Source organism: Burkholderia stabilis (genome assembly GCF_001742165.1).
Lineage (GTDB): Bacteria > Pseudomonadota > Gammaproteobacteria > Burkholderiales > Burkholderiaceae > Burkholderia > Burkholderia stabilis.
The window spans coordinates 266,574-290,080 of the sequence record NZ_CP016442.1 but is presented as its reverse complement, the minus strand read 5'-3'; the positions used below and the strand labels follow the sequence as shown (position 1 = coordinate 290,080).

At 67.3% G+C, this 23,507-nt stretch carries 24 protein-coding genes; 6 read left to right on the top strand and 18 right to left on the bottom strand.

Translation table 11 applies throughout. The features are described from left to right. The first annotated feature begins 4 nt into the window (after positions 1–4). Both BBJ41_RS01430 and BBJ41_RS01425 read left to right on the top strand, forming a co-directional pair. Positions 5–706, top strand: a complete 702-nt coding sequence (locus tag BBJ41_RS01430; protein ID WP_069745009.1) for a VRR-NUC domain-containing protein — start codon at positions 5–7, stop codon at positions 704–706. 9 nt (positions 707–715) lie between these two features. After that, a complete protein-coding gene (locus BBJ41_RS01425; protein ID WP_069745008.1) occupies positions 716–1,891 on the top strand; it encodes a DUF3396 domain-containing protein in 1,176 nt (391 codons plus the stop codon). Positions 1,892–2,044: 153 nt separating this feature from the next. Here BBJ41_RS01425 and BBJ41_RS01420 read toward each other — a convergent pair whose 3' ends face one another. From BBJ41_RS01420 to BBJ41_RS01370, 11 genes are all read right to left on the bottom strand, one after another. Beyond that, positions 2,045–2,281 (bottom strand): hypothetical protein, encoded by a 237-nt coding sequence (locus BBJ41_RS01420; protein ID WP_069745007.1) that lies wholly within the window; start codon positions 2,279–2,281, stop codon positions 2,045–2,047. A gap of 62 nt (positions 2,282–2,343) precedes the next feature. Continuing rightward, positions 2,344–2,682 (bottom strand): hypothetical protein, encoded by a 339-nt coding sequence (locus tag BBJ41_RS01415; protein ID WP_069745006.1) that lies wholly within the window; start codon positions 2,680–2,682, stop codon positions 2,344–2,346. Positions 2,683–2,739: 57 nt separating this feature from the next. Continuing rightward, complete coding sequence (locus BBJ41_RS01410) at positions 2,740–3,069, bottom strand: hypothetical protein (protein ID WP_156814729.1); 330 nt, start codon at positions 3,067–3,069, stop codon at positions 2,740–2,742. A gap of 659 nt (positions 3,070–3,728) precedes the next feature. After that, complete coding sequence (locus tag BBJ41_RS01405; RefSeq protein ID WP_043307414.1) at positions 3,729–4,049, bottom strand: hypothetical protein; 321 nt, start codon at positions 4,047–4,049, stop codon at positions 3,729–3,731. A gap of 76 nt (positions 4,050–4,125) precedes the next feature. Then, a complete protein-coding gene (locus BBJ41_RS01400; protein WP_069745004.1) occupies positions 4,126–4,749 on the bottom strand; it encodes a hypothetical protein in 624 nt (207 codons plus the stop codon). A 57-nt stretch (positions 4,750–4,806) separates the two neighbouring features. Continuing rightward, entirely contained in the window at positions 4,807–4,986 is a 180-nt protein-coding gene (locus tag BBJ41_RS01395; protein ID WP_069745003.1) for a hypothetical protein, read from the bottom strand. Between the two features lie 60 nt (positions 4,987–5,046). Then, on the bottom strand, positions 5,047–5,559 hold the full coding sequence (locus tag BBJ41_RS01390; protein ID WP_146121764.1) for a hypothetical protein: 513 nt from the start codon (positions 5,557–5,559) through the stop codon (positions 5,047–5,049). 575 nt (positions 5,560–6,134) lie between these two features. Continuing rightward, the gene (locus tag BBJ41_RS01385) at positions 6,135–6,389 is read right to left on the bottom strand and encodes a hypothetical protein (RefSeq protein WP_156814728.1); all 255 of its coding nucleotides are present in this window, start codon (positions 6,387–6,389) and stop codon (positions 6,135–6,137) included. 55 nt (positions 6,390–6,444) lie between these two features. Next, the gene (locus BBJ41_RS01380) at positions 6,445–6,678 is read right to left on the bottom strand and encodes a hypothetical protein (protein WP_069745000.1); all 234 of its coding nucleotides are present in this window, start codon (positions 6,676–6,678) and stop codon (positions 6,445–6,447) included. Between the two features lie 55 nt (positions 6,679–6,733). After that, entirely contained in the window at positions 6,734–7,486 is a 753-nt protein-coding gene (locus BBJ41_RS01375; protein WP_069744999.1) for a hypothetical protein, read from the bottom strand. A 21-nt stretch (positions 7,487–7,507) separates the two neighbouring features. Continuing rightward, complete coding sequence (locus BBJ41_RS01370) at positions 7,508–7,900, bottom strand: hypothetical protein (protein ID WP_069744998.1); 393 nt, start codon at positions 7,898–7,900, stop codon at positions 7,508–7,510. Positions 7,901–8,402: 502 nt separating this feature from the next. Here BBJ41_RS01370 and BBJ41_RS01365 point away from each other — a divergent pair. Beyond that, a complete protein-coding gene (locus BBJ41_RS01365; protein WP_146121763.1) occupies positions 8,403–8,834 on the top strand; it encodes a hypothetical protein in 432 nt (143 codons plus the stop codon). A gap of 57 nt (positions 8,835–8,891) precedes the next feature. On the opposite strand, the gene BBJ41_RS01360 is transcribed toward BBJ41_RS01365, so the two are convergent. Then, positions 8,892–9,344 (bottom strand): hypothetical protein, encoded by a 453-nt coding sequence (locus tag BBJ41_RS01360; protein WP_069744996.1) that lies wholly within the window; start codon positions 9,342–9,344, stop codon positions 8,892–8,894. Positions 9,345–9,785: 441 nt separating this feature from the next. On the opposite strand from BBJ41_RS01360, the gene parA reads away from it, so the two are divergent. Continuing rightward, positions 9,786–10,493: a ParA family partition ATPase gene (gene parA / locus BBJ41_RS01355; protein WP_008647854.1), complete on the top strand. Its 708-nt coding sequence runs from the start codon at positions 9,786–9,788 to the stop codon at positions 10,491–10,493. Continuing rightward, entirely contained in the window at positions 10,459–10,944 is a 486-nt protein-coding gene (locus BBJ41_RS01350) for a hypothetical protein (protein WP_069744995.1), read from the top strand. Before parA ends, BBJ41_RS01350 begins: the two co-directional genes overlap by 35 nt. 61 nt (positions 10,945–11,005) lie before the next feature. On the opposite strand, the gene mobF is transcribed toward BBJ41_RS01350, so the two are convergent. The 6 genes from mobF to BBJ41_RS01320 all read right to left on the bottom strand — a co-directional run bounded on the left by mobF (position 11,006) and on the right by BBJ41_RS01320 (position 21,382). Then, positions 11,006–14,404, bottom strand: a complete 3,399-nt coding sequence (mobF, locus tag BBJ41_RS01345) for a MobF family relaxase (RefSeq protein ID WP_069744994.1) — start codon at positions 14,402–14,404, stop codon at positions 11,006–11,008. A 133-nt stretch (positions 14,405–14,537) separates the two neighbouring features. Further along, positions 14,538–14,906, bottom strand: coding sequence for a hypothetical protein (locus BBJ41_RS01340; RefSeq protein WP_069744993.1), 369 nt, complete (start codon positions 14,904–14,906; stop codon positions 14,538–14,540). 89 nt (positions 14,907–14,995) lie between these two features. Then, positions 14,996–17,533, bottom strand: a complete 2,538-nt coding sequence (locus BBJ41_RS01335) for a type IV secretory system conjugative DNA transfer family protein (RefSeq protein WP_069744992.1) — start codon at positions 17,531–17,533, stop codon at positions 14,996–14,998. 258 nt (positions 17,534–17,791) lie between these two features. Continuing rightward, on the bottom strand, positions 17,792–18,241 hold the full coding sequence (locus BBJ41_RS01330) for a hypothetical protein (RefSeq protein ID WP_069744991.1): 450 nt from the start codon (positions 18,239–18,241) through the stop codon (positions 17,792–17,794). A 76-nt stretch (positions 18,242–18,317) separates the two neighbouring features. After that, the gene (locus BBJ41_RS01325) at positions 18,318–20,912 is read right to left on the bottom strand and encodes a type IV secretory system conjugative DNA transfer family protein (protein ID WP_069744990.1); all 2,595 of its coding nucleotides are present in this window, start codon (positions 20,910–20,912) and stop codon (positions 18,318–18,320) included. A 26-nt stretch (positions 20,913–20,938) separates the two neighbouring features. Then, entirely contained in the window at positions 20,939–21,382 is a 444-nt protein-coding gene (locus BBJ41_RS01320) for a hypothetical protein (RefSeq protein ID WP_156814727.1), read from the bottom strand. A 284-nt stretch (positions 21,383–21,666) separates the two neighbouring features. On the opposite strand from BBJ41_RS01320, the gene BBJ41_RS01315 reads away from it, so the two are divergent. After that, on the top strand, positions 21,667–22,659 hold the full coding sequence (locus BBJ41_RS01315) for an IS5-like element ISBmu23 family transposase (RefSeq protein WP_007182917.1): 993 nt from the start codon (positions 21,667–21,669) through the stop codon (positions 22,657–22,659). Positions 22,660–23,507 lie beyond the last annotated feature (848 nt).

Sequence of the window (23,507 nt, the reverse complement as noted above, 5' to 3'; positions counted from 1 at the left end):
GGGAATGAGCCCGGAAGGCCAGACCACGCAGGTCGGGGCCAGCGCGTCCCGCCTCTCCCCGAAGGACCGCGAGGTCCTCTGCCGCACGTTCTGCAAGTGCCGGCAGATCGGCGTCGCCACCAAGTCGGGACGGGTCCAGCGCCAGCGGTGCGTCGAGCAGCGCCTGGGCCTGGCGAACGAGGTGTCCAAGATGGAGACGGGCGCCCCGACGGAATACCGCCCGGAGCAGCCGTACGACATGACCACGGACCCGCCGTCCCCGATCATGGACGACAGCGCCCCGCTCGAGCCGCACCCGAGCGTGCGCCAGTGGATCCGGGACGTGTGGCCCAGCAAGGGCAAGGCCTACCAGTCCGGGGACGTGCGCCGGCCGGACGTGGTGATCGTCAACGACCCGACCCAGCCGCCCGTACAATCGAACATCAAGACGGTCGTCGAAATGAAGTTCCCCGGGGACCGGTACGGGCCGGACCAGGAGGCGGACTACGTTGAAATCGCGGGCGGCCATTCGAAGTTCGCCCACCTCGGCGCCACCGAGTGCGGGTGCGGCGACGACGACGGGGAAAAGCAAACGTCCTCGTCGAAGCAACGCGCCCCGCAGTCCGACCTCGACGAGCTGTACGGTGGTGGCAGCAACGCGCCCGGAGGCCCACCGCTTCCGCCGGTCGCGCCAGGCCCTGCCCCGTTCCCCGCTCCCCTCTGGTAAGTTGACGCCATGACGAACGATCAAATCGAAGCCTGGGCCAAGGATCCGCGCCGCGCGGACACCATGCCCTACGGGCTCTACGAGCCCCCGCACCGCAAGGGGATCACCGGCGCCGCGCTGGTGGTCCGGGGCGTCCTGTATTTCCGCAACGGTTCCAGCCCCGAGGTCCGCAAGGCCCTGGTGAACTGCTTCGAGCAGTACAGCGCCATGATCGAGGAGTACCACCACGCCAGCGAAGTGGCCGCCGGCCAGGAACCGTCGAAGACCGGCCCCCTGCGCTGGCTCTACGCGGAGGGTGAGGACCCGACCGCCTACGACCCGTCGGGATTCGAGCGCCTGGCCAAGTCGGTGCCTCCGAACGAGACCCTGGCCGTGGCCATGACCAGCGCCGACCACAAGCTCGCCACCGGGTTCTACGATTTCACCGTGTTCGCGCTGAGCGATTGGAAGGCCGAGCGCAAGCGCGGTCTGGACGGGGTCTCCTTCACGGTGCCCCGCGCGTTCCTCGTGCACCGCCCCGCCCGATTCCAGGCGATGTTCAACGCGTTCGCCCAGGCCCTGCCCACCGTGCACGGTCACGCCGGGTTTGCGGTCAACGTGCCCCCGATGGGCCGCCGCCCCAACGAAGCCAGCGAGTATTTCTACGCGCGCCGCTTCGGGCCCGGGATCGACGTGGGCGACCCCATGCGCTCGAACGTCCGCAAGCTCTACACCAGGATCAAAACCGTGGACTGGCTGAACGCGCTCGACGCGGAGCTGGTCCGCGAGGTCGGCGGTGCGTCGTCGCTCGCGCTGCCGCCGGATTGGTTCATCCGCGAGCCCCTGGGCGATGGCGGCCTGATCATCCAGGCGGGTGCCGCACCGGAGACCGGGATCTCGGACGGCCCGGGCAAGCCGGTCCTGCCCCCGGCCGCGTACGTGATCCTGAACCAGGCGTTGCGCCCGATCGTGGCCGACACGATCGACACGTTGCAGGACGGGACGCTCGACAGCACCGCCCCGCTCCTGAGCACCGTGGTGGCCACCGAAGGATGGCTGCGCCGGTTCGACGTGCCCGAGGACCAGATCAACGCCTGGTGGGTCGAGTTGCACAAGACCCCGAAGGTGACGGACGAGCGCGCCGCGATCGAGGAGCTGACCAACAAGCTCCTCGGGCGGATGGGCCTGCCGGGACGTACCGCGTAGCGCCCATGGGAAGGGCCAGCGCTTCGCTGGCCCTTCGAGCAGCGGATCGGAGGGAGGAGAGTCCCCGGTCCACTGCTGTACGACCAGGCTCTCATGGGCGCAGGTCCTCGTCAAGCCGTGCCCAGGCACGGCTCCGCCGCCCCTGATCCACGCCTACCCGTACCGCCGCTCCAGGTAGCCCACCTGCTCGGGCGTCACGCGCACGACCATCTGCGCCAGTTGCACCTCCAGCCCGCAGCGCCGCAGCCGTCGGGCGATGCGTCGCGCGATCCGAAGCGGGACCAGCCGGCATTTGTGCCCGACGGTGGTGCCGATGGCCTGGCCGGTGCGGTAGTAGCGGACCGAGTAAAGGGTCCGGGTCTTGGGGATGCGGGTCGTTTTGGTGGTCATGGTCGTGGTTCTCGAATGAATCCCGGGGAGCACGCCCCGGGTGGATGGTTGGGGGCCGGCGATCAGCCCGCCGCCCGGCGTTGCCGGTCCAGCGCCTTGGCCGGGCTTTCGAGCAGGTAGTCCCGCGCCAGCGTCGCCATCACCGCACGGGGTTCCGTGTCGGACGCGCCCACGCCGTCCAGGCGGTCGGCCACCTGCTCCCATTGCTCCAACGCGTAGCGGTGCGCGTCGATGATCGACACCGGGTGCAGGCCCGCCATCAGGGCCCAGGCCTGGGTCAATGCTTCACCGGCCGCCGTGTTTAGCGTGCGCGCCGCCTCGTCGCGCCCCGGGTTGTCGTAGAGGTCCCATGCGTCGGCGTTCAGCTCGACGGTGATGCGGGGGAGGAACTGGATGGTCATGGTCGTGGGTCCGTCAGGGGTCAGGATGGACCGGACGCCGCAGCGCCCGGCAGGTAGTCAGTTCTTCCAGATGTAGAGGAAAAAGGCGTCTCGATTCGAGGCGTGCGGATCGAAGCCAAACAGGCATTCGAGGCCCGGGGCGATGACCACCGTCATGCCCGTCTCGATGCTGTCGGGGCATGACGTGAACCATTCCAGCGCCTGCTCGATGTAGGGGCTTTCTGCAGCCTCGCGCGTCACGTACACCGGACCGCCCGTCAGGTCGTAGCGCAGGCAGGTGTCGCGGTCGAGCTTCACCACATCTGCTTTTTGTTGAGCCGGGATCGAAAAGGGAACGTCCTGGGCCAGGACGTTCGTGGTCGCGATGCGTTGCTGGGTGCGGGTCATGTCTGCTCTCCTGTTGAGTGGGTTCTGCTTCCCGTTTTCGCCGTGACGTGGAAAAAGCCCAGCCCGGGACCCGGGGCCAGGCCGTCGCCGGATGCCGCATGCCCGAAGGGAACGGGAGAGGACGACGAGCGCCAGCGGTGCCTTGCCCCGACAGGGGAACGGGCTGGGCTACACGTCGGTCGGGAGGCGAAAAGGGAGCGGTCGCGCAACAGGGGAATGGACCCGCACCCAGCGTGGGAACGCGTCGCGATGCCGTAACGCCGTGGTCGTGCGCCCGTGCGTGGTCACGGTGGAAAGCTGGTCGGGGTGGTGGTGCCAAGCCGTGCCCAGGCACGGCGCAACGCCTTGCGACGCGCGAGCGCTGACGTCTGGACGGGCATGCCGTCATGCTGGGCGAGCCGAACGAGGACCCGTCCGAGGGTGGTGCCGGACCCGAGGGAAACACCCGGGGCCGGAGGCCCCTGCAGCTCGCTCACGCGCCCTCGCCCAAGGGATGACGTCGTGCCCGCGATCGAGGCCGAAGGCCTGCCGTTCCGTGCCCGGTTCCCCGGGCGGTGTTGACGTTGGCGGGACGCCCCGCGTTCCGCTCCCCCGCTGCCAGGGCCCACCCGCACCGGGACCTGGTAGCGGCCGGTCGCCCGGCCGCCGGATGCTTCCGATCAGGTGGACCAGACCGCGTCCACGTAGAGGCTGGGGTCCAGCAAGGGGCCACCGGCCATCTGCTGGTGCCGCGCCAGCACCGCAAGCTGTGCCGCGGCCGGCTCGTTCTGGTCGAACACCATGAACGTGCCCGTCAGGCCCGCCTCGTGCGCGCTCTGCACCGCCCGCAGGTGGTGCTTCTCGGCGATCAGGTCCTCCTCCGGGACGCCCCGCAGGCACGTCAGGTGGAACTGCATCTTGCCCTCGGCGTTCGTCGCGAGCACGTACATCTGGATCGCGTACGTGCCGTCCGGCAGGCGTTTGGCGCTGTTGGTCGTCATCGGTTTCTCCTGGTGGTGGTCGTCCCCGTCAAACCGTAGCGTGCGGGGACGGGCCGTGCCTGGGCACGGCCTGGGGTTAGCTGTTGAGCCACTCGTCGTAGGACTTCACCCGCCAGCCCAGCGACTCGGCGTTCGTCCTGTAGATCTCGTATTCCGCGTCGTTGCTGCCGCGCGACTGGGTCTGCCAGTCGGCCCGGGGCATCAGCCGGGGATCGTCGCCCGTGCGCGCCGCCGCGCCCGTCGTTTCGGTCTCGCCGTCCGGCTGATCCTGCGGCACGTCCCACGCCTCGACGGTGCACTCCTCGATGTTCAGCCCCGCCGGCGACACGCCCGGGTCCAGTAGCTCCTGGATGCACGCCTCGAAGTTCGGCGTGCCGTCCTCCTCGGTCAGTTCTTCGCGCGCCGCCTCCGGGCTCGCGTAGAACATCTGCCCCGTCGGGCCCGGGCGCATCGCGCTGGCGATGGCGGCCTCGAGCAGGGCTTTTGGGTCCGTCACCTTGACGGTCATGGTGATGTCGAACGTCTTCATGGGCTTGGTCGCCTCGTCGGTGGTCATGCTGTTGAGATTCAGCACCGCGTCCGCCGTGCTGCCCTCCTCGGCGATCAGCTCGTCAATCGCCTGCTGGTCGGTGCACCCCGTGCTGCGCACCACCGCCGCCACGCGCTCGGCGGGGGCGTATTTCGTCGTCAGGTGGTCCATCGTTCTTCTCCGTTCGGTGGGACCCGTCAAACCGTAGCGTGCGGGTCCCGGTGTCGTTCAGCCCGCCAGCCGGCGGTCGTAGTCCTGCACGAACGCCCGGTCCGCCAGCGGATCGCGGGTCTTCGTGAACATCAGGCGGTCCATCACCGCCGCCACGTCGGCCGGGAGCCAGCGCAGCGCGTACCGCCCGTTGTCCCGGAGGAGACGCCGTGCGGCGCGGTAGGTCGGCTTGTTCATCGCGGGGTCCTCGTCGGGGTGGATCGGTCCAGCGGGGTGTCGCCACCCCGCCGGGAAGCCTTACGCGCGATTCATCGCATCGCGTTGGCGGCCGGCCATCACCTCCAGTTGACGCGCAGCGGTGCTGTTCTCGTCGAACACGGTCATGGGCCACTTGTAGCCCTCGTTCGCGGCCTTGCGGGCGGCCTTGCCGTGGTGCTTCTTCGCCGCGATCTCGTCGGCGGTCGTGCCGACCATCGCCGTGAAGAACTCGGGGGTGCCGTCCTGCGTCGTCGCCAGGACGAACACGCGGACCTTGACGTAGCCGTCGGTGGTGCTCGCCTTCGGTGCTGCCGGTGCTGCAGCCGGTTGCGCTTCGGGAGCGCTCGTACCCGGGGTGCCGGTCGTGCCTGCGGTGGCGTCTGCCACGTCGGCGAAGGTCGTGTCTGCTGCCGGTGCTGCTGCGGTGCTGGTCGTCATGGTCTGCTCCTGGGTGTTGACGTTGGAAACTTGCTCTTTGGAAGCCTTGGGGCGCGAGGAACGGCGCGGGGTGGCTTGTGCGTTGGTAGCGGTGGTGTCGGTAAGGTGAGCCATGGTGTTTCTCCTTCTCAGGGTGGGTTGAGTTCGTTTGCTCTTCGGAGCCGCCTTGACGCATAACCAGGACGGACAGGCCACCAGGGCCAGGGCACGACCGGATGCCGCACGCGCCGCACGACCGGAGGGAGAAAGGGGAACGGGAGAGGACGTGGCAACGCTGCGCAGCACCCTTGCCCTACCAGGTGGACAGGCTGGCCTATGCGTCGGAGAAAGGCGGACCGGGGAGCAACGAACGTTTTCAACACCCCTGAGCCCAGGGATCACCGCGCCACGTTTGACACCACCGCCGACGTGCCCTGGCACGGCGCTGCTGGGCGCTGCATGGCCCAGCGGTTGGTCGTTGACGTTGGTGAAGCACCTGCTGGATGCTTCGCCCCACCGCTCGGAGCGGCCCTCCGCGCTGGACGGTTCGAGCGCCGCTGTTCCGCCTCACCAGGCCGTCCCGGCCGCCCCTGGGTTCCGCGGGCTCCGGCGGTTGAGCGTATGCAGCACCGGAGTGGCGTCGATAGCGATCCGTGGCCGAATCGCCTGCCCGCGCCGTTCAGCAGCCCCGCACCGCGGGGCGCCCGTCGTCAGGCCTTCTGCCCGCCCTGCTTCATCGCGTCCAGCTCGGCGAGCATGCGGGCCCGGGCCTCGTTGTTGATCTCGTCCATCCGCTGCGCGATCAGCGCGCTGTCGATCAGCGTGCCCAGCCGCTGGGTGTCGGGGTAGCTCCAGCCGTGGGCCATGCAAAGCACGCCCTTGAGCATCGAAAACTCGTTGTCGTTGCCCCGGAACCCGTCGATCAGGGCCTGGGTCCGGGCGGTGCGTGCGCTCTTGCGTGCCATGGGGTCGTCCTCGTGGTGGTGGTGCGGTGCCCCGCCGTCGCGGGGACCGTGGGGGTCAGGCGGTGGCGGCCGGCGCGGTGCCATCGCCGATCGCGTGCCGGTTGAGTTCGATCAACCGGTTGGCGACCATGGTGGTGTCGACCGTCCGGTAAAACCGGATGCGGTCCGCGTCCGGCCATTTGTGGGCCATCGTCAGGACGCCCGCCAGCATTTGCGCCTCGTTGGCGGAGCCGCGGAAGTCGTCCAGCATGGCCTGCGTGCGGGTGGTGCGTGCGTTCTTGCGTGCCATCGTGTTCTCCGATGTTGGATGGGTGGACCCGTGCCGTGGCACGGATCCGGGTGAATCAGTGGGTCTGCACGTCGCGCGATGCCCAGTGCGCCGCTTCCAGGGTTTCGCGGTGCGCCTCGGTGGCGGCCTCGGTCATCAGCTCGATGGCCACGCCCTCGAGGTACGCGTCGCCGTCGCTTTCGATGCCCCACAACGCGTGCCCGTAGTCGTTCGCAACGAGGCCGTCCAGGTCCTCGTCGTCGCCCAGCAGCGTCACGACCACGCCCACCCAGTTCCACTGGTCTGCGGCCCAGCGGCGCAGGTGCTCGAAGTCCAGACGCACCGCCTCGGCGCGCACCTCGCCCTCGGTGAGGGGTTTGCTCGGGTCACGCCCGGGGACCGTCACGGTCTCCGTCGCGCGGCGGTGCTCCTGCATCAGGCCGCCGAAACGGTGGGACACGGTCGCCTTGCCAACGGGGCGGCGCACCACGCGGTCCTTCGCCAGCCGGGCGATCAACGCCTGACGCTGCGCCTCGGACAAGCCCCAGCCCTCACGCTTCGCGATCCGGTTGGCCTCGGCCACGTCGTAGAACCGCTTGCTGCCGTGGTCGCTCGAAAGGACCCACTCGCCCGGGCGCTTGTCGCGCGTGGTCCAGTCGCTCACCGGGCCGTGGCCGTCCTCCTCGTCCCACGGGGCGCCCTTGTCGTCGTCGTTCTCGACGTTGACCCGGAAACGGTAGGTGTGGCCGTCGATCGTCAGCTCGCGCACCTCGCCGTCGAAAACCCAGCCACGGGTCGGGGAGATGGCGGAGATGGTGGTGGTCGTCATGGTCGTGGTCCTCGAATGTGGTCAGTGGGTCAGGTGGTAGTCGTAGATCGCCCAGTCGTAGCGGCCGGCCAGTTGCTCGGCGTAGGCCACGGCCAGCTCGTGGGTCGCAAGGTCCGCCACGCACGCCACGCCGCCCTCCACCTCGTGCAGGTAGACGGAGAAAAACTGCGGGTTCTGGTTGTCCACCTCGCAGCAGCTCTTCGCCGGGTCGATCAGGTCGATCTCCTCGCGGACGCCCTGAATCTCGATGGCGTCGAAACGCTCGGGGGTGCCGTCGATCACCTCGGTGGCGTAGCACTCGTTCTTGAACGGTTGCGCCGTTGCCGTGACACCTGCTGTTTGGTGAGCCTGGGAGGCGAAGGAACCGTCGCGGTTTGCGCTGTTCGTGCCGGTCTGTGGGTTCGTCGTGGTCATGGCTGTTCGTCCTTTCCGTGGGTTTCTGCTGTCTGGAGCCGCCTGACGTCGAACAAGCCCTGCCGGGACCCGGGGCCAGGCCGTCGCCGGATGCCGCACGCCTGACCGACCACCAGGAGGGAAGGACCGGGAGAGGACGACGAGCGCAGCGGTGCCTTGCCCCACCAGGGGCACGGTGTTGGGCTAGACGTCGGTTCAAGGCGGACCGGGCAGCAACCGCGGAAAGGTGTGGACCACGCGCCCACGGGGGAGACCGGCACGGCGCGGCGAGCAACGCCGCGGGACGTTGAGCCGTTCGGGGGTCAGCCGTTCGGGGTAGGGTCTGCCCGTGCTGTGGCACGGATCCAGGCCACCGGGAACCCACCAGGGGCTCGGCTGGTCCCGCCCTGCTGTTGCCGATGCTTGCGCGTGCCCAAGGGGTGCCACGGCACGTAAGAAGTGCTTGCGTCGTCCCGCGAATCTTGAGAAGCTCGGGCTTTCAGCACCAACGGGATTTCAAGAGATGGCGACGACAACGGAAGCGATGGACCTGGCCGACGAGGGGGCTGTCAAGCGGACCCGTGCACCGCGGGGTCAGCCCATCCCCGTGAAGCGCGTCCACGGCTACCTCTGGAAGAAGGACAAGGACACGTTCGCGCACCTGACCGCGCAGAACGGCCTGCAAATGACCGAGACGTTCACCCGGGAGGTCGAGCGGTGGCTGTCGGGCGCGTTCGAGCTGGAGGTGGTCGAGCTGCCCGATTTCAAGACGCCGCGCGACGACTGGCCGGGCCGTCAGCCCAAGCCGAACAACGCCAAGGTGGGCGTGCGGTTCGTGGCGGACCTGCCGGAAAAGGTGTACAAGCGCTTCAAGCTGCAATGCGTGAAGCTCGATTGTTCGATGATCGAGGTCACGTCCGCGCTGATCCAGCGCTGGAACGCCGAGCACCAGTAACGACAAAGCGGGCCACGGCCCGCTTTGTTCTTGGTGCGCCCTCCTCCCGACGCGCTGTCATGCCGGGACCGCCTCACGCGGTGCCGGTTCCACCAGGGCGTGGGCCAGCAGCCACGCCTCGTCCAGCGGATGCGGTGCCGCGTACGGCTGGAACGACGCGTCCTCCTCGTGGAACGAGCGGATCAGGTCGTCCGCCGCCTCCCGGGCGTTCTGCGCTACCGGATGCCGGTCGAAGTAGGTGTCCCGATCCTGCGCCAGGCGCTCGGCCATGCCCGGCCTGAACGCGAACCAGCCCGCGTCCACGCCCGCCTGGTCGACGTTGAACAGCACCCGCAGGACCTGTTGCAGGACCCAGGGCGAGCCGAACTCCGCCGCCCGATCGCCGAACGACCAGGCCGGCATGTCCCGGTTTCTCGGGTGCAGGGTCAGGAAGTACGACGCGCAGCCGTCGTCCCAGCCGGTGAATCCGTAACGGTCCCACTGGTCGAGGGTCCAGCCGTTCAGGTCCACAAGCCCCTTGTCCGGGGAAGAACAAATACACGCGACAACGAAAGACGCGACATTTCAAAGACCTCCAACAGGTGGTTTGGGTAGGTGGTTGAGCTGGCCCAGGGGCCTACTGTTTTCCAGGATTGCACACAAATCCGTTTTTGCAAACGTAACGATGACGGTCTCACCGTCGCGTGGCGTCAAAACCTCGGACACCACCCGATCCCTCCGCCTTCGGCCATCATCGCGTACCCACGGGTTCCCGCTCGCGTACACGTGGGGCGGACCCGCCATTTCCGGAAACCCCTTGCCCCTCAAGGGTTCCGGAACATGTTAAGCCGTGCCACGGCACATGTTGACATCATATTCGTACCCGTGGTTACATGCGACTCATCCGTGCCACTGCACGGTCCCGTTTCGGTTAAGCCGTGCCACGGCACACCCAAAAACAAGGACACCCTCATGAAACCGATGACCATCGTTGCATGCAGCACCAAGGGCGGTACGAGCAAGACCACCACGTGCGTGAACCTGCCGGACGCCATCGCCCAGGAGTTGGGCGTGGAGCTGGGCACAGGATTCGACGCGCAGCTTTTCGACCTGGACCCCCAGATGTCCGCGAGCGAATGGCACGAGGCCGCCGGCGACGGTGCCCGTCCGTTCCCGGTGCTGGCCTGCCCGCGCCCCACGCTCGACCAGTTCCTGGCGACCGTGCGCGAGCCGCGCGACCTGCGGGTGTTCGACTGCCCGGGGATCGAGGCCTCGAACCCGGCGACGATCGCCGCCGTGCGTGCCGCCGATTTCGTGCTGCTGCCCATCCAGCCGTCGGCGTTCGACATGTGGGCCAACGCCAAGCTGGTCGACCTGGTGCGCACCCGCATGGACATCACCGACGGGCGCACGAAAGCCGCGTTCCTGATCACCCAGGCGTCGCCGCGCTCGCGCCTGGCCCGCCTGACCCGGGAAGCCTTGCAGGAAACGGGGATCCCGGTGCTGGACACGGTGATGCACGCCCGCAAGAGCTACGTGGAAGCGGCGGCCAACGGGGTGACGGTGTTCCAGCACTCGGACGCGCAGGCCCAGGCCGAAATGCGCGGTGTGGCGCGCGAGGTCCTGGCGATGCTGGCGACGTGCCATGGCACCGACCGTGCCGGTCTGGCCGCTGCGTGAGGGGGTGCTTGTGAAAACGACGCTTTCGTTTCAACGCCCCAGCGCCCGCAAGGCCCAGGACGAGAAGCCGGCCGTGGTGGTCCCCCCGCCCGCGCTGCGCCTGGTCCGCACCCCCGAGACGGAACGCAAGGGGAACAACGCCGCGGGGAGCACCCGGTTCCACGTGCGCCTGCCGATCGCGCACAAGCGGTTCGTGGAAGCCCGGGCCGAGGCGTCGGGGTCCACGCTCACGACGCTGTTCCGTGGGCTGCTGGAGGACTGGCTTGCCGGGACGGTGACCGTCACCGTGCCCTCGGTTGCGCCCACCGAGGACCGGGAACGGTTGAGCCTGGACCTGCCCACGCCGCTGTACCGCCAGGTGAAGGCCAAGGTCAGCGCCGACGGGCACCGCCTCACCGACGTGACCGTGGGGCTGATCGAGCGGCTGATGGCCAGCGCGCGTCGACGCTGACGCGCACCGCCCCTGTACGACAAAGGCCCGGGTAACCGGGCCTTTTGCATGGGGCGGACGATCAGCGGGAACGCCCGTAGTCGTACTCGTAATCGCGCTCCCGGCGCAGGCTGCGTTCCGCTTCCAGCTTGCGCTGCTGCTCCTGCGCCGGCGTCGGCGGGAGCGCACGGGTCGCCGCCTGCTGCGCCGCCTGTTCCGCCGCGCGCTTCGCCACCGCCTGCGCCTCCGCCTTCTGCCGTGCCTCGTACGCGGCCCGAGCCGCCGCCTTGCGGGCGTTGAGCTGGGTCATGGACGCCACGAACCCGCTCTGCGCCTGGGTGGCCGTCGCCTCGCGCTCGTTCACCGCAGCACGGGCGCGCAGGTCAGCCGCGTGCTGCGGGTCGCCGGCCAGCCGACGGCGCGACGCTTCCTCGCTTTCCGCCGCCTGGGCGATCCCGCGGGCCTTCAGCGCCTCGCGTTCCTCGGTCCGGGACGTGGCCAGCTCGGCCTCCAGGTGAGCAGGGATCTTGATCGGTTCGAGACGACGGGACGCCCCGCGCTGCTGCGGACGGATCTCCTTCGCCTCCTCGCGGGTGATCTGCTTCACGTCCATGGTGGTGACGTTCAGGGCCTGCTCGGTGAGGGCCTGGGCGATCCCGCCGCGGCGGGTGCCGTCCTCGTCGATCCGACCCAGCAGGTCCTCGTCCAGCCCGTAGATGCCGTACTCGGTCTTCATCCGGGTCATCGCCACCAGCGCCGACTGGTTGTTCACCATGTGCAGACCGGCGGGACCGACCAGGTGGAGTACCTTGTCGATCGACTGACCCTGGGATTTGTGGACGGTGCCGGCGAACCCCAGCTCGACGTCCGGCACGTCCTTGGTGTCGAACGTAACGTACCGCCCGTTCTGCTCCGCGATGTCCGACACCAACCGAATGGTCATGATGTGGCTCTTCTTGTCGTCGGACGGGCGGAGCTGGGTGATGACGCCGCCCTCGCCGTTCGACACGCCCAGTTCGTCGTGCTTTTCGCTGAACACCACCTTGTCCCCGGTGGCCAGCATCACCTGACGCCACTCCTCGTTGACGATCAGCCGTACGCGATGGTCCTCGCCGAGGAGGCCCCGCTCCTTGAATCCCTGCCGGATGTCTTCGTTCACCTGCTGTACCTCACGGTTGGTCCCGCAGATCACCAACGTCTGCGCGTAGTCCCGGTTGAACTCGTTGAACTGGGTGGTGTCGATCGACACCGTGTGCTTCTTCTGGCTCAGGTCGGCGGGGGTGACCTCCACCTCGATCAGGAACCCCTCACCGTTCTCGTTCAGCTCCATACCCTTCACCACGCCGGTGTCGTTCGCGTGGATGCCCAAGGCCTTGTCGCCCGCGCTGAACACCACCTTGTCGCGCACCGACATGTCCACCTCACGCAGCTCACCGCCCACCATGAGCTTGACGGTCTCGGGCTCGCCCTGGCCCTCGGTCTTGAAGTAGTCGCGCACCAGCGCCGCACGAGCCTCCAGCTCGGTCTCCGAGGTGCGGATGTGGCCATTGGCCAGGTAGCGTTCGAAAATCTTCTGGCCATCGCGCTCGTCGTACAGCATGTTGGCCGTTACCCGGTCGCGCTCCTCGCGCTGACGGCGGATCTCCTTCAGCGCGTGGTCCTGAATCCGCGCCTGCATGATCCGGAAGCCCGACCCGGCACCCACCGGCTGCAACTGCAGGTGGTCGCCCATGAGCACCAGCTTGGCCCCGGCCTTGTCGCACAAGTCCTGCATTTCCGCGATGCTCTGGGAGGTCTGCATGCCGGCCTCGTCGATGATCAGCATGGTCTTGCTGTCCAGCGGGAGCTTGCCGTTCTTGATCCGGTGCAGGGTCGTGCGGGTCGAGTAGCTCTCCACCCCGCTCTCGCTCTGCAGCTTCTTGGCCGCCTTCCAGGATTCGGACACGCCGATGAGCTTGCCCCCGGCCTCCTCCCACGTGATCTTCGTGGCGATGAAGGACGTGGTCTTGCCCGTGCCCGCGCGGCCCGAGATGATCGCGTTGCCACCGGTGTCCGAGCAGATGTAGCGGACGCTGCCCTCCTGCTCGGCGTTGAGCTTGAGGTGCGGGTTCTTCGCCTGGAACTTCGCCAGGCCGGCGTCGACCTGCTCCTTGGTCAGGCGGATCGACTGCTCGTCCGCACGCGCCGCGGCCTTCTTGATGATCCCAGCCTCCAGGTCCACCATGGCCTGGGAGGCGTACCGCGCCACGCCGGTCTTCGGGTCGTGCTCGAACGCCAGGACGCGCTTCGCGTCGTCCAGGATGGCGTTGGTCTTCTCGAGCACGCCGCGCATGTCCATCCGGCCCACGTATTCGAACGCGACCTGCTTCATCAGCTCGTAGCGGGTGAACAGGGACGACGCCACGTGGACGGTCTTGAGGATCTCGTCGTCCGACTTCGGGGTCATGTCCTGCTGCTTCTCCTGGCCCTTCACCGGCTCCATGTCCTTGTGGCCCAGGTTCGACACGACCTCCGGGTTCTTCAACGCAGCCACGGACTGGTAGGCGTTCGGGTTCCGCTGCCGGCGCTCCTCAAACTCCCGCTTCCAGATTTCCCGCAGCTCCTGGATGGACGGCTCGTCCTTGTCCTTGCGGGTGCGCTCGGCGGCCTGGTCCTCGGTGACCTCGGGATGGGCCTCCATGTACGCCAGGATGTCCATGCGGCGCTTGCTGTGCGCGTTGCGGCTTTCCTCGTCGATCCCCGCCACACGGAAGAATACGTCACCGGTCTCGCGACCTTTCGCGTTGAGCTGGATGTGCTTGTTGACCTGGTAGCCCAGCTCCTGGATCTCGTGCGCGAGCTGGTTGCGGTAGATGGCGCCGGCCGCGTGCTTGATCGCCATCAGGGTGCTGTTCTCGAACGTGGTCACCCGTTCCTTCCCGTCGGGGCCGATCGAGTGCACCATGTTCATGACAATGTAGTGCGAGTGAAGGTTCGGGTCGAGGTCGCGGTTCGAGTAATGCGTGACCTCGGCCGCGATCATGCCGACGTTGCGGACGATCTCATTGCCCTGCGCCCCAACCCGTGCGTACAGCTCGGATTCCACGAACTTGATCATCATCCGTGCTGCGTGCTTGTGCGCCTGGATGATCGCTTCCCGCTCCTCCGGCGTGTTCGTCGGGTCCGCCATCAGCATGGAGACCGTCTTCTCCGCGGTGGCGCACATGTCGAACGCCGCACGACGGCCGCCACGGCCCACGTTCTGCACGCCCTTCGCCCCGTCCGGGAGCTTGCCGTTCAGCAGGTTCAGCAGCACCTCCTCACTCACCTCGCCCTTCAGCCCCAGCGCCTCCGCCCCCTTGCCCATCCAGGTCGTCTGGTTCTCGATCTTCCCCGTCACCTCGTTGACGTAATACCGGGCTTCCTTGGCCAGGAAATAGTTAATGATGTTGTTCCCGTTCTTATCGTGCCCTTTCGGGCTGAGCGCCATCATCGTGACCATGGTCCCCTCCTATATAGTATGTCTGTGCCCTGGCACGGATGGATCGAGCACCCGAGCCGTTGGGTTCGGATCCAGGTTACTGACGAAAATGAGGGCGTCAAGCGCCACCACGGGCGGGCCCGCGCCCACTGGTTCAGTCGGTCTCGGACGCCTCATCCCGGTGTTGCGCAGCGCGTTCGCGAATTTTCCGATCGGCGCGGATCGTGGCCCACGCCTCGGCCACGCGCTTCTTCCGGTCCCGCAACGCCCGAACGTCGCTCTCCAGAAATGCGTAGGTGAAGAATGCGATGACCAGGAGGGCCACGGACACCGGGGCTTGCCACCACCCGTGGCTGAGCCAGGCCATGATCACGCTCCACGCCGCAATGCTGACGATGCGCTGCACGTCGTCGGTATCGACCCCGTACTCCTGGTTCGGGTTGAACTCGACCACAAGGCTCGCCACGCTGAGAAGCAAGACGACGCCCAGAAGGAACAGGTTGATGAGATGCCAGGTGGCCATGGTCGCCTCCGTCGGTGGTTGGGATGTACCCAAACCTAGCGGGTCCCCCAGGCGCGTCAACCCCGCCCCCGGGGATTTTTCGACCCGCCTCAGAGCGAGCGCTCGGGCTCGTTCTCCGGGGCCTGCGTGCGCACCGACACCTGCCGGACGGTGGTGATCTGCTTCTTCGGCGCGACCACCGTCACCGTGCGGACCTCGCCGGTCTGGTTGTCGATCACGTTCTCCACGTTCTTCGCCGGGCCCTGCGCGCCCTCGGCGAGCTTCAAGCCTTCCAGGACCAGGTGCCCACCGGGGATCACCGCCTCCGCCACCTGGCCCGCGACCGCTTCGAGCAGGAGGGAGGCCGACTCGTCCATCTCGCCCGGGTCGTGCCAGTCGCCGCGGCGTTCCTGCTCCCGCTGCAGGTTCGCGGCGTCGACCATGGCGTGCTGGTACTCCTCGCTGTCGCGTTCGACGTCCACCTCCACGGTCTGCACCACCGTCTCCTTCTTCCGCTGCATTTCCAGCTCGTACAGCTCCATCGCGGACAGTGGGCGGTCGGCCAGAGTGGTGGTCGGGGGTTCTGCCACCGCCTCGGGTCCGTGCTTCGCCTCGTCCGCCGGCGCACCGTCCATCAGGCCGAACGATTCGAGCAGGTCCGCACCGCCAGACCCGCCAACGGGCGCGGGCACTTCCGCCGGAACCGGCTGCTTCTCGGTGACCTCGGGCCACCCCGCTTTCGGCGCGTAGTCCGTGAATGGGGCCACCTTCCCGCCGGTGAGCCAGGACGACAGTTTCAGGTCGAGCTTCACCGGAGCGCGGGGCACCACGTCGGACGGGGCGAACGGCCAGAGCAGGTGGTACAGGCCGTCCCCCAGCCGGACGATCGCACGCACGCCCTTGCGCCCCTGGGGGCCCATGCGTCGCTGCGAGGACAGGATGTCCGCCGACATCACGACGGCGTCGGCCTCTTCGTAGACGTCCTCCGTCGCCGGCTGCCCCTTCTTCGCCGCGGTGCCACGGATCAACCTCTGCACCCGCCGCTTCGGGAAGGTGTTGGTGATGTCCGCCGCCTGCGCGGGGTCTGCCGCCAGGCCGTAGATCTTCAACGCGGTGTTGCCCTGGATCCGCTTGAGCCCGTGCTCCCCGTAGATCTCGATCAGGGCACTCTCGGTCTGCGCGGCCAGAATGTGCTTCAGCCCGTAACTGCGGCCCATCTCCAACGCCTTGTAGATGCTCTCGACCTTGCCCATCGCCGCGAACTCGTCGAGGAACACGATCAGGTTGCGGGCCGCCTTACCGCCCTGGCCAGTGCCCAGGTCCATCACCGCGTCGGTGACGAACGCGTGCATCGCCCGGATGTAGCCCTGGGCCATGTCGCTGTACCGCTGGTTGTTCCGCAGGACGATGGTCCGAACACCGTTGTAGCCCGGCTTGTCCATCCCCTTCACGTAGCGCAGCAGGGACACGCGTCGACGCTTCGGTTCGCCCGGCAGCTCGTCGCCCCAGGCCTGACCCATTGCGATGATGGGCTGCGCGAAGTTGCGCATGGTGATTTCAAACGACTTGATGGTGGCCGAGCGCTCGAAGTCTTCGATGATGGCCGCCACCATGGGGTCGTACTTCAATGCCCACTCGTAGATCTGCTTCATCGGGGCCTGCACGCGTTGCGCCAAGTGGCCCCAGTGCCATGCCGGCGGCGCCTCCAGCCCGCGCGCCCGCGCTTCACGCCGCGCCTGACGGTACTCGTGGATCAGGGACAGCACCACCACCCGCAGAACGCCGCGCGCACCGTTCGACCACATCGGGTCCTTCGACTCCGGGATCTGCGCGATGGCGAACGACACGGCGTCCTGGTCGGTGCGCAGGTCATCGCCGATGGCCCAGGCCGCGTCGCCCTTGTTGAACATGCCGATGATCGCGATCTCGCGCGACCGCCCGCCGAGCATCTTGTTCAGTTGCTCGAACACGAACGACAGGTCGCCCTTGACGTCCACCACCAGCAGGTGATGGCGGCCCTCCATCGCTGCCCGGAACAACCAGGTGAGCATCGCCGTCTTACCGGCACCCGCCGAGCCCAGCACCATCATGGATTTGGCCCAGATCGACTCCGATAAGGCGGGCAGTCCCGGGTGAACCGGGAGGAACCCCTCCGCGCCCTCGCCGTTCAACTCATGGACGGCCAGCGTCGCCTTCGCCATGGCATCCTTGCCGCCGTGGTACTCCATGCCGGACAGGTGCTTGGTGTCGCAATGGAGCACCGCCATCTTGTTCACCAGCGCGGCGAACACGCCAGCGGCCGGCAAGGTGGCGAGCAGCATCTTCCCTTTGATGAGCCACCAGTTCAGTTGGTCGAGCGCTGCCTGGTAGGCGGCAACGTCCGCCGCGAACGGGCGACGCTTCCACATGAACGCGTGGGCGGCGGTTTTCAGCCAGTAGACCGCGTGCTCCCCGAGCCCCATGTGGGAGACACCGCCCAGCAGGCCGGTGTGCCCCGCTACCGCCCACTCGAGCGCGACGGTGCCGCTCCAGGTTGCCGCGGCTGCGAGAGCGCCCAGCGTGAACGCGGGACCCAGCAGGCGGTACGGTTGGTCCGATGGCAACCAGCGCGGCACGTGGTTCCAAGCGTAGTGGACTGGCATGGCCATGCGGGCCTCCCCCGTGATCGATCGACCAACCCAGGGTATCGAGCGCGCCGCGTTACGCAAGTTACGCCCGGAGGCGGTGAAACCCCACCCGGTCGGGACCGGGCGATCCCGCTGACGCCCATGGGCCCGGGCCGAGCATCGGTCGCCGGAAACGGGCGTCAGCAGGGTTTTGAAACCGGCCCCCGCGCCGGGATGGGGTTGGGGGTGTCATGGGATGGGGATGTGCCCTGGCACGGATTCAGCCGTACCAAGGCGGGATCAGCGGAGCGCGAGGTAGCCGAGGGTCGCCACCAGCACGATCACCCCCATCGGGAGCGCGTAGCACCGCACCAGCAGGTGGGCCCAGCTCTCCTCCGCCTGGCGATCGGACGGTTCCGACACGTCCTGAACGGTCATCGGTTCGTCGTGGCGCCCCACCACGTCGCGCGGCAACGACCAGTAGCGCCACCGGGCCCGCCTGATCCGCACGTGGTCGTCGTGGCCCATCCAGTGCTCCTTGCCCATCGCGACGAACGCCCGGATGCGCACCACCGTCGACCGGGTCCGAATCGCGTTCAGCAGCAACGACGCGGTGGCCTTCCGGTTCCCCTCCGGCAAGGTGCCCAGTTGCACCGCCAGGTTGTGCTCCAGCTCAACCACCGACGGGCTCTCCCCCTCCGTCGGCACCTCGGACAGCCCCTCCTGCTCGCTGCTCTTCCACATGCCCATCGCAACACCTCCTGTACAGGTACGCTCCCGGGTCGAACCGGCAGGACGCGGGAGCGGGCGCCCTGCCGGTGGGTGGTCAGTCGTTGCCGTCGACCGGGTCGTCCAGCTCGGAAATGATCCGCTGAATGTCCTGGTCGTCCCGCGAGCCCACCCCGGCGTACCAGCTCGGCTTCTTCACCTTAGCAGGTGCCAGGGCACGGGGCGATTCCGCCGAAGCGGACGGTGCTGCTGACGCACGGGCCGCCAGGGGACTGGCCACGGACGGGGTGCCGGGTTCGTCGAACGGATCGGGCTGGACCGCCGGCCGGACGTTCTGCACCGCCCCGACGCGCGGGAGCGGGTCCCAAGGCGGGTTGATCGGTTCCTCGACCGCTGCGGTGGCCGGCCCGCTTTCCGTCGAAGCGTCCGCCTGGTCGTCCGCCACCGGCTTCACCAGCGGCTTGGGTTGCGGTTCCGGCGTGTCGCTGGCGACGCCCTTGGTCAGCGTGATGCCGCCCACTCGGGCGAGCACCACGTCCGCCTCGTTCGACGCCGACCGCAGGTTGTCGAGCAGGTGCGCCACCACCTCGCCGGCGTGGTAGGGCACGTCGCACACGTGGTCGCACGCCCGGTGAATCGCCCAGTCGTCGTTCGCGCTGTGCCCGACGCCCACCACCACGAAGACCCCGCGCTCGCGCAGGGCTTCCAGGGCCGCCACGCTTTCCGGCGCGTTGTAGGTGTCGAACTGCCCGTTCTTCACGTCCCCACCTCCGCGCACGACCGCCACGATGTCGCCCTTGTTCGGGTACAGCGCGTCCAGCCGGTCCAGCGCCTCCGCCAGGTGGCCGCTGGCGTCCACGCCTTCCTTCGCCGCCTTCATCCGGACGGTGTCCGTGATCGTGTGGCCGCCCCGGGTCAACCGCTTCTTGAAGTCCAGGAACCCGTCCGAGTTGATCGCCGCCGTGGTCACGCAGAACACCCGACCGGTGATCTCGTCCGTCGATTGGGGAACCCGGGTCTCCTCGATCGGCGCAACCGGAGCGGTGCTCGCTGCGCGCATCAGCGTCGGGCGAGCCATGATCTCCTGCATGACGGTGTGCCGCATGTGCGGGAACCGCGAGGTGCCGATCTCCACCAGGCCCGACCAGGTGTCGCCGCCGTTCATGGACGCGCTGGCGAAGTAGACGAACGCCTCGCGGCCCGTGCGGGTCACCAGGTGCTCGCGCACGGTGGTCGCCGCGCGCCCGGCCAGGGTCTCGACGTAGTGCAGCGTGCGCTCGTCGATCGTCGGCAGGCACACAACGTTGCAGCAGTTCTGGACGAACGCCTCGACCGCGAAGTGGTTCTTGGCCTTGCCGTGCAGCGAGGTGATGCTCTGGGTCAGGACGATGTTGATGTGGCCGTAGCCCCGGGAAATGTCGATCCAGTTGGAATCGTCCATGCTGGACCCGTCCGCCGTCAGGATCTTCTGGAACTCGTCGTGCAGCTCGCCGGTGAAACGGTCCACGCCGTAGACCACGCGCTTGCCGTCCGCCACCAGGGCGTCCCGGAAGTCCTGTGAGGCGCGGATGACGTCGTGGTATTGCATCCGCAGGATCTCGGCGACGAACAGGGCGGCCTCGCCGTAGGTGTGGGTGGGCATTTCCAGGACGATGAACTGCTGCTGTACGTACACCAGGTCGAACCAGTCGATCCCGGTGGCCACGTCCGCGCAGAAGGCCCGGCGAAGTTTCGGGTTCTCGTAGAACGGACGGGTGATGGTCAGCAGGCTGGCCACGTGCCAGGCGTACTGCTCGAAAATCTTGGCGTCGTCCGTCGTCACCATGGAAACCTTGGTCGGGGGCGCGCTGCCCACCTGAGTGATGATGTCGGTGGTCTTGCCCTTCTTCGCCGACGGGTCCTTGGCGAAGTGCAGCATGGAGAACACGTAGGCCCCGGTCTCCCGGGAGCGCAGCGCCGCCAGCGTGTCCTCCGCCGCGTCCCGCTGCTCCTGGGTGGTGTAGAGCGCCTGGAACCGGTGGGCCAGCTTGTAGCGCGCCACGAACTTCAACGGCTCGTTGAGGTAGTGGAACAGGTCCGCCAGCGTGGGCTCCCGGCGCTCGACGTGGCGGATGAACCGTGCGATCAGCACCGCGTCGGTCACGCCCTCGCTCCCCCAGTAAGCCTCACCGCCCTTCACCTTCGAGCTGTACAGCGTCAGGAAATCCCGCAGCTTCTGATCGGACCAGCCCGCCAGCAGGTTGCAGGGCATGGTGTCGCTGGACGGACCCAGGATCACGGTGCGGTCCAGGCGCCGGCAGACGTTCGCATAGTCGCCCTTCACCACGTCGGTCACGAGCATCGCCACGCGTGCGTCGTGCAGCCGCTTCAGCAGCGGGATGCCCGCGCCCGTGGTCTTGCCCGTCCCGGTTCCGCCCAAGACCGCGACCGAGGTGGTCGCGTCGCGGAACGTCAGGAGGAGTTCGACCGGCGGGGCCTTCCCGTCCGCCGATCCCGGCTTGGTGTACGCCAGGAGCACCTGACCCGCCAGCGGCTTGGTCAGGTCGATCTCGGTGGGAACGGCAAAGGGTGCCAGGGCACGGTCTTCCGCCAACGGAGCGGCGGGCTGGACGGGTTGGGGTTCTACTGCCTTCGGGGGCTGGGCTTTGGGAACGCCCAGCATCTTGAGTACCGCCAGTGCGATCGTCTTCACGTGTCTCCTCCGTGATGTCGCCGGGGTTAGGCCTTGGCGGCCAGGGCCTTCTGGATCGCAACCAACGTGTCGTTGATCGCCTTGAACTTCGCGTCGATCTTCTCGATCTCCGCCACGACGGTGTTGGACAGGTTTTCGACTTTGAGCTGCAGCTTGGCCCGAGCGTCCCGTTCGGAACGGCCGGTGTCGCTCAACGCCACGCGGACGCTTTCCTCGGTCTTGGAGGAAACGGCGGCGGACACCGCTTCAACCATCAGCACGGTGGACTGCTCGGTTGCAGCGATCACCTGGTCGATCAGCTCGGTCCGCAGGGCTTCGAGGTGGTCCATGCCGTCCAGGCGAGCGCGCACGCAGTCGTAGATGATTTCGCTGACCGACTTGCCGGTGGCCACTGAGATGGACTTCAGCGCCTTCGCATCGTCCTCGGTGATGCGCGTGCCCGTCATGACGGGGCGGGTTTGGGTTGCCATGGGTCTCCTCCTTGTTGGACAGCACAAGCCCAACCTACAAGGTCTCCCAGGCTTGTCCAGCGTTTGCCCTGAAAAAGGGGAGACTTTCCGACGAACGGTCGACCCGTTATCGTTGTTATCGCCTTCTGCGCCTTGCTGGGCATGGCCTTGCCGGTTTCAGAGGGGTTCGGGTGTTATCAGGTTGTTAACGCCGTTAGGGAAACACTGATCAATTCGGCTTGGCGGTCATCGCTGACGAGGCCAAGGGCGTTGTAGAAAGAAGCTCACGGAACGGACCCACGACGATGCAGCGGCAGATCGGTTTTGCGGAAGCGGAAAGTGCGGGCAAGAAGCGGGTGACCAAGCGTCAACGCTTTCTGGCCGAGATGGAGAAGGTCGTCCCTTGGTCGCGGCTGCTGTCGGTGATCGGGCCGTATTACCCGAAGGGCGAGCGTGGCCGGCCGCCGATTGGCCTGGAACGGATGCTGCGGATCTACTTGCTGCAGCAGTGGTACGGGTTGTCGGACGAAGGGCTTGAAGATGCGCTCTACGACAGCATCGCGATGCGCGCCTTCGCGGGCATCGACCTGGCGCGCGAGAACGTGCCGGACGCCACCACGCTGTTGAAATTCCGGCGCCTGCTGGTCGAGCACGCACTGACGCGAAAGCTGTTCGACGAGATCGGCATCGAGTTGTGCGAGCGCGGGCTGATGATGAAGGAAGGCACGCTGGTGGATGCGACGATCTTCGAGGCTGCGCCGTCCACGAAGAACGCCGGGAAGAGCCGTGACCCGGAGATGCATCAGACGAAGAAGGGCAACGACTGGTATTTCGGCATGAAGGCCCATGTCGGCGTCGACGCCGACTCGGGTCTGGTGCATAGCGTGGTCACCACGGCGGCCAACGAGCCGGACGTATCGCAGGCCCACGCCCTGCTGCACGGTCATGAGCAGGAAGCGTTTGGCGATGCGGGCTACACCGGCGTGGACAAGCGCGAGGAGATGAAGGGCAAGACGGTGAAGTGGCACGTGGCGCTCAAGCGCGGAAAGATCAGGGCGATGCAGGAAGGTCCGCTGAAGGACCTCGTGATCGCGGTCGAGCGAACCAAGGCGCAGATCCGCGCCCGGGTCGAGCATCCGTTTCATGTCGTGAAGAACCTGTTTCGTCATCGCAAGGTGCGCTACAAGGGTCTAGCCAGGAACACGGCACAGCTGTTCAGTCTGTTCGCGCTGGCGAACCTGGTGATCGCGAAAAATCAGCTGTTGTCGACTCATGGGAGCAATCCGTCATGTGTGTGAAAAACGCGGGAAGTGAGGCCCGAATACGAGCGAAACTCACCTCGCATGTCGTCAAATTCCTACGTCAATCTGAAAATTGCAACCTGCCTCGTCCGTTATGCGGACGACAGGCTCATTGATCAGCGTTTCCTTAGGTGTAAGCCTTTCAAGGGGTTGCCGTGGTTTTGGAGGGTTTGGCGTTATCCACCAACGGTGCGAAGGGTGTGTCGTTGCAGGATTTGCGCAGTCTCTCCCCCGAGTACGTCTTCACGTTTTTCCACTCGAGGAGGAGTGACGTCGCAATCCCCGCAACCAGAGTGCTCCGCACGACGCTTCACCGCTTTTCCGCTCTCGCAGTACCCCCTCGCTTCTCCCCCAGCGCACGTCCTCGCTCCACCTGTGCGCTCCGCTGTCCCTGTGCCCGTCCTTTCCTCTCGCACCTGGGACAGCCTCCTTTCATCGGTGTTCGCCGTTCGGTGTTGCTTTCAGCGTTCGGACCCGCCCCTGCCTCTCGGACGAACGCCCGCCGTTGGGGTGCGCCGTTGCTGTACCGGGGAGCGTTGCTTCGCTGCCCGGTGGGGGTGCCCGTCGCCGTGCGGTACGGAACGCCCAGCGTGACGCCGACGCGGTACGACGGTGGGGGTCCGGTGTTGCCGTGCGCCGTTGCCTGGACGTGCCGGTGCGCGCGCAGCGTGCAGCGCGACCCTGCCTCATCGGGTCGTGGCGACGCGTCGCCGGGTCCAGGCGGACGTTCCGGTGTTGGGGTTGCTCGCGTCAGCGAGGTGGTCCGCCTTCGCGTGCCCGGGGTTCGGGTGCGTCGCTCCGCGTGTACGTACACCGGACGCTCGCGCCCCGCAGCGCCCCCGGGT

Coding starts and splice junctions, on each gene's coding strand:
- BBJ41_RS01395 (WP_069745003.1), bottom strand. CDS start 4,986: ATGAACAAGCCGACCTACCGCGCCGCACGGCGTCTCCTCCGGGACAAC.
- BBJ41_RS01425 (WP_069745008.1), top strand. CDS start 716: ATGACGAACGATCAAATCGAAGCCTGGGCCAAGGATCCGCGCCGCGCG.
- BBJ41_RS01350 (WP_069744995.1), top strand. CDS start 10,459: ATGGCACCGACCGTGCCGGTCTGGCCGCTGCGTGAGGGGGTGCTTGTG.
- BBJ41_RS01385 (WP_156814728.1), bottom strand. CDS start 6,389: ATGGCACGCAAGAGCGCACGCACCGCCCGGACCCAGGCCCTGATCGAC.
- parA (WP_008647854.1), top strand. CDS start 9,786: ATGAAACCGATGACCATCGTTGCATGCAGCACCAAGGGCGGTACGAGC.
- BBJ41_RS01370 (WP_069744998.1), bottom strand. CDS start 7,900: ATGACCACGACGAACCCACAGACCGGCACGAACAGCGCAAACCGCGAC.
- BBJ41_RS01430 (WP_069745009.1), top strand. CDS start 5: ATGAGCCCGGAAGGCCAGACCACGCAGGTCGGGGCCAGCGCGTCCCGC.
- BBJ41_RS01320 (WP_156814727.1), bottom strand. CDS start 21,382: ATGGCAACCCAAACCCGCCCCGTCATGACGGGCACGCGCATCACCGAG.
- BBJ41_RS01340 (WP_069744993.1), bottom strand. CDS start 14,906: ATGGCCACCTGGCATCTCATCAACCTGTTCCTTCTGGGCGTCGTCTTG.
- BBJ41_RS01380 (WP_069745000.1), bottom strand. CDS start 6,678: ATGGCACGCAAGAACGCACGCACCACCCGCACGCAGGCCATGCTGGAC.
- BBJ41_RS01410 (WP_156814729.1), bottom strand. CDS start 3,069: ATGACCCGCACCCAGCAACGCATCGCGACCACGAACGTCCTGGCCCAG.
- BBJ41_RS01400 (WP_069745004.1), bottom strand. CDS start 4,749: ATGGACCACCTGACGACGAAATACGCCCCCGCCGAGCGCGTGGCGGCG.
- BBJ41_RS01405 (WP_043307414.1), bottom strand. CDS start 4,049: ATGACGACCAACAGCGCCAAACGCCTGCCGGACGGCACGTACGCGATC.
- BBJ41_RS01390 (WP_146121764.1), bottom strand. CDS start 5,559: ATGGCTCACCTTACCGACACCACCGCTACCAACGCACAAGCCACCCCG.
- BBJ41_RS01330 (WP_069744991.1), bottom strand. CDS start 18,241: ATGGGCATGTGGAAGAGCAGCGAGCAGGAGGGGCTGTCCGAGGTGCCG.
- BBJ41_RS01415 (WP_069745006.1), bottom strand. CDS start 2,682: ATGACCATCCAGTTCCTCCCCCGCATCACCGTCGAGCTGAACGCCGAC.
- BBJ41_RS01365 (WP_146121763.1), top strand. CDS start 8,403: ATGGCGACGACAACGGAAGCGATGGACCTGGCCGACGAGGGGGCTGTC.
- mobF (WP_069744994.1), bottom strand. CDS start 14,404: ATGGTCACGATGATGGCGCTCAGCCCGAAAGGGCACGATAAGAACGGG.
- BBJ41_RS01375 (WP_069744999.1), bottom strand. CDS start 7,486: ATGACGACCACCACCATCTCCGCCATCTCCCCGACCCGTGGCTGGGTT.
- BBJ41_RS01315 (WP_007182917.1), top strand. CDS start 21,667: ATGCAGCGGCAGATCGGTTTTGCGGAAGCGGAAAGTGCGGGCAAGAAG.
- BBJ41_RS01420 (WP_069745007.1), bottom strand. CDS start 2,281: ATGACCACCAAAACGACCCGCATCCCCAAGACCCGGACCCTTTACTCG.
- BBJ41_RS01335 (WP_069744992.1), bottom strand. CDS start 17,533: ATGGCCATGCCAGTCCACTACGCTTGGAACCACGTGCCGCGCTGGTTG.